The organism is Sphingomonas sp. LH128, assembly GCF_000293195.2.
Taxonomy (GTDB): domain Bacteria; phylum Pseudomonadota; class Alphaproteobacteria; order Sphingomonadales; family Sphingomonadaceae; genus Novosphingobium; species Novosphingobium resinovorum_A.
The window spans coordinates 1-4,063 of the sequence record NZ_ALVC01000429.1; the positions used below are offsets into that span (position 1 = coordinate 1).

The 4,063-nt window shown below is 66.5% G+C and carries 5 protein-coding genes and 1 pseudogene; all 6 read left to right on the forward strand.

The window, feature by feature from the left end; all coding sequences use genetic code 11:
* Positions 1-103 precede the first annotated feature (103 nt).
* A complete protein-coding gene (locus LH128_RS27200; protein WP_008832917.1) occupies positions 104-766 on the forward strand; it encodes a queuosine precursor transporter in 663 nt (220 codons plus the stop codon).
* A gap of 80 nt (positions 767-846) precedes the next feature.
* Positions 847-1,746: an acetylglutamate kinase gene (gene argB / locus LH128_RS27205; protein ID WP_008832918.1), complete on the forward strand. Its 900-nt coding sequence runs from the start codon at positions 847-849 to the stop codon at positions 1,744-1,746.
* A 48-nt stretch (positions 1,747-1,794) separates the two neighbouring features.
* A complete protein-coding gene (locus LH128_RS27210; RefSeq protein WP_008832919.1) occupies positions 1,795-2,346 on the forward strand; it encodes a hypothetical protein in 552 nt (183 codons plus the stop codon).
* A 231-nt stretch (positions 2,347-2,577) separates the two neighbouring features.
* Positions 2,578-2,871, forward strand: coding sequence for a YggT family protein (locus LH128_RS27215; RefSeq protein ID WP_008832920.1), 294 nt, complete (start codon positions 2,578-2,580; stop codon positions 2,869-2,871).
* Positions 2,871-3,761, forward strand: a complete 891-nt coding sequence (gene folD, locus LH128_RS27220) for a bifunctional methylenetetrahydrofolate dehydrogenase/methenyltetrahydrofolate cyclohydrolase FolD (RefSeq protein WP_008832921.1) — start codon at positions 2,871-2,873, stop codon at positions 3,759-3,761. The genes LH128_RS27215 and folD overlap by 1 nt, the downstream gene beginning before the upstream one ends.
* Positions 3,758-4,063: pseudogene (locus tag LH128_RS27225) on the forward strand (hypothetical protein); the annotation flags it as partial. The gene folD and the pseudogene LH128_RS27225, both read left to right, overlap by 4 nt.

Genomic DNA, 4,063 nt, shown 5'->3' on the forward strand with positions numbered 1-4,063 from the left:
CCTGCCACCTCCCCATCGCTTCGCGACAGGGAGGATGCGATGGGGCTCGCATTTTCTCCACCGAACCCTAGTCCAACGCCGCTTTGCCCGTTACAGGGAGGCGATGGATCGACCCGTCACTGCGCCCGCGCCCATCATCACCCGCTCGCTTTTCGTCTTCTCGCTGCTCTACGGCGGCCTCGTCGTGCTGGCGGGAGTGCTGGGGACCAAGCTGGCTTCGCTCGGCCACTGGCCGGTGCTGGGCGACCTCGCGGTCGAATCGGGGATCTTCGCGTTCCTGTTGCTGGTGGTGCTCTCCAGCGCCATCGCCGAACTGCACGGACCGGACACCGCCAACAAGCTGGTGCGCTTCGGGTTCATCCCGCTGATCGTCTCGATGCTGCTGCTGACCTTCGTGATCCACGTGGTCCCGCCGGCCGCGTTCTGGGGCGACCAGGAGGCCTATGCCCGTCTGCTCGGGCAGGGCGCGCGGATGCAGTTCGCCGGGCTGATCTCCTACGGCGTGTCGCAGACGCTGAACGTCCTGATCTTCTCGAAGCTGTCGCAAGCCGGCGGCAAGCTGCTGCTGGTGCGCGCGTGGATCGCCTCGATGCTCTCGCAGGTGATCGACACGGTGCTGTTCATCACCATTTCCTTCGTCGGAACCGGGCTGCCGATCGTGCAGATCATGGAGGGCCAGATCATCTCGAAGCTGGTGCTCTCGACGATCATGGTGCCGCCGTTCATCTGGTTCTTCGTGAAGCTGGGCAGGAAACTGGATTCCTGAGCCGATAAACGGCACGATTACGCCGAAAAAATCACGTTAAGCGGGTTCAAAATTGCGCGCGGGGGCGTATTAGCGCCCTCATGTCGAATCCGCACCACCCCGCCCTGTTGGCCAAGGCCGAAACCCTCGTCGATGCGCTGCCCTACATGCAGCGATATGCGGGGCGCACGTTCGTGGTCAAATACGGCGGCCACGCCATGGGCGATCCCGAAAAGGCGGTGGACTTCGCCGAGGACGTGGTGCTGCTGAAGGCGGTGGGCATCAACGTCGTCGTCGTGCACGGCGGCGGGCCGCAGATCGGCGCGATGCTCAAGAAGGTCGGGGTCGAAAGCCAGTTCGTCGATGGCCTGCGCATTACCGACAAGGCGACCGCCGAAGTGGCCGAGATGGTGCTGTCGGGCGCGATCAACAAGGAAATCGTCGGCTGGATCGCCAAGGCCGGCGGCAAGGCGATGGGCGTCTCCGGCAAGGACGGCGGCATGGTCACCGCGCGCAAGGTCTCGCGCACCCGCAAGGACCCCGACAGCCTGATCGAGCAGGTGGTCGATCTCGGCTTCGTGGGCGAGCCCGAACACATCGACACCCGCGTGATCGAGACGATCTCGGGCGCGGGGATGATCCCGGTCATCGCCCCGATCGCGGCCGGGCCTGACGGCGGCACCTACAACGTCAACGCCGACACGATGGCGGGCGCCATCGCCGCGGCGCTGGGTGCATCGCGCCTGTTCCTGCTGACCGACGTGCCCGGCGTGCTCGACAAGCAGGGCGAGCTGCTGACCGACCTGACCCCCGCCGCGATCGCGGGCCTGAAGGAAGACGGCACCATCTCGGGCGGCATGATCCCCAAGCTGGAGACCTGCATTCACGCGGTCGAGGCGGGCTGCGAGGCGGCCGTCGTCCTTGACGGACGGGTTTCGCATGCCATGTTGCTGGAAATATTCACGCAAGAAGGTGCAGGTACGCTCATCCGGGCGGGCTGAACTACCCTTGCGAGGGGGATCAAGGAACTGAAAGGCGTCTCGAAGCACATGCGCACCAAAGCTGCACTCGCCGTCCTGCTCTCCGGCTCGTTGCTGGCCCTTGCCGCCTGCGGTAAGGCGGGAGAGGACCCGGCCGTGCTCGACAGCGCAAGTGCGGCGGCGGATGCCGGCGATGCCGTGGTCGATGTCGGTCCGGTGGACGGCGCGACGTCCGTGGCCGCGCCTGCCGCAAGCACCCTCGACACCGCCGCCCTGACCGAGCGCCGCGATCCCGAACGACTGCTGCGCTACTACGTCAGTGCCGTGCGCATCGGCGACTGGAACGCCGCGGCTCAGGCCTGGAGCCTCGATGCCGAGATGACGGCGCAGAAGCTGCAGGGCGAATTCGGCGGTGCCAAGCCCCGCCTCGCGGTCGGCAAGGGCGACATGGAAGGCGCGGCGGGCTCGCTCTATTACGAGGCGCCGATCGTCGTGGACTTCGGCGACGGGCGCACCTCGAAGCGCGGAACCATCGTTCTGCGCCGTGTGAACGACGTGCCGGGCGCCAGCGGCAGCCAGCTCAACTGGCGGATCGAGCGGACTTCGACGCTTACGCAGTAATATTGCCCACCCCGTCCGGCTAAGCCGCTGCGCGGCCAAGCCTTCCGGCCCTCCCGCGAGCGGGAGGGCGAAGCGCAGGTCTCTCATTCCCCTCCCGCTTGCGGGAGGGGGCAGGGTGGGCTTTAACCGCTTACGACCCTTGCCCACCGGCCACCCGCTCGGCTATCAGCGCGCGCAGAACCATGCCGCATGTGCGAACGTGCTGTCCCAACGTCATTCTAGGAGCCGGCCTTGCTGTTCCTCACCATTTTCCAGATCGTCAGCTACCTGATCGACATCATCGTCTTCGTGGTGATCGTGCAGTTCGTGCTCGGGCTGCTGATCGCGTTCAACGTGGTCAACATGCACAACCAGTTCGTGTCGGCGGTCTATACCGCGCTGAACGCGATCCTCGAGCCACTCCTGCGGCCGATCCGCAAGATCATGCCCAACACCGGCGCGATCGACTTCTCGCCGATGGTGCTGATCATCGGTCTCAAGATCCTGCAGATCATCTTCGGCAACCTTGCCATGGCGGGCTACTGATGAGCCAGGTCATCGACGGAAAGGCTTTCGCCGAGGGCCTGCGCGCCCGCGTCGGCACCGCTGCGGTGGGCTTCGAGGCGAAGAGCGGCCGCAAGGCGGGCCTCGCCGTGGTGCTGGTGGGCGAAGACCCGGCCAGTCAGGTCTACGTGCGCAACAAGGGCAAGCAGACCCTTGCGGCGGGCATGAACAGCTTCGAGCACAAGCTGCCCGCCGATACCTCCGAAGCGGATCTGCTGGCCGTGGTCGAGCAGCTCAACAATGACCCGGCGGTGGACGGCATCCTCGTCCAGCTGCCGCTGCCCGCGCACATGAACGAGCAGAAGGTCATCGCCACGATCAACCCGGACAAGGACGTCGACGGCTTCCACGTCGTCAACGTCGGCCGTCTGGCGACCGGCCTGCCGGGCTTCGTGCCCTGCACGCCGCTGGGCTGCGTGATGCTGCTGAAGGACCGGCTGGGTTCGCTCTCGGGGCTCGACGCGGTGGTGATCGGGCGCTCCAACATCGTCGGCAAGCCGATGGCGCAGCTGCTGATCGCGGAAAGCTGCACTGTCACTGTCGCGCATAGCCGCACCAAGGATCTGCCCGAGGTGGTGCGCCGCGCCGACATCGTGGTGGCGGCGGTCGGCCGTCCCGAGATGGTCAAGGGCGACTGGCTCAAGCCCGGCGCGACTGTGATCGACGTGGGCATCAACCGCGTTCCCGGCGCCGAGGAAGGCAAGACGAAGCTCGTCGGCGACGTCGATTTCGCCTCGGCCGCCGAAGTCGCGGGAGCGATCACGCCGGTTCCGGGCGGGGTCGGGCCGATGACCATCGCGGTACTGCTGCGCAACACCATCGTCGCCGCGCACCGCAATGCCGGGCTCGCCTTCGACGAGACTGCCCTTTGAAGCGGATCGCGCTCGGTCTGGCGCTGGTAGCGGTTTTCGCTGCGTCAGCCCAGACCGATGCGCGGCCCAAGCGCCGCCTCCCGCCCGGTACGGGAACGGCCAACCCCAGCGCCCTCGTTGCCGAGGAGATCGCCTTCGCCCGGCTCGCGCGCGAGAAGGGTCAGTGGAAGGCGTTCCGCGAATTCGCGGACGATACCGCGATTATGTTCGTGCCGCAGGAAGTGCAGGCGCAGGACTGGCTGAAGAAGCAGGCCGATCCCGCCGCTCCCGTGCAGTGGGAGCCGCATCAGGTCTGGATGAGC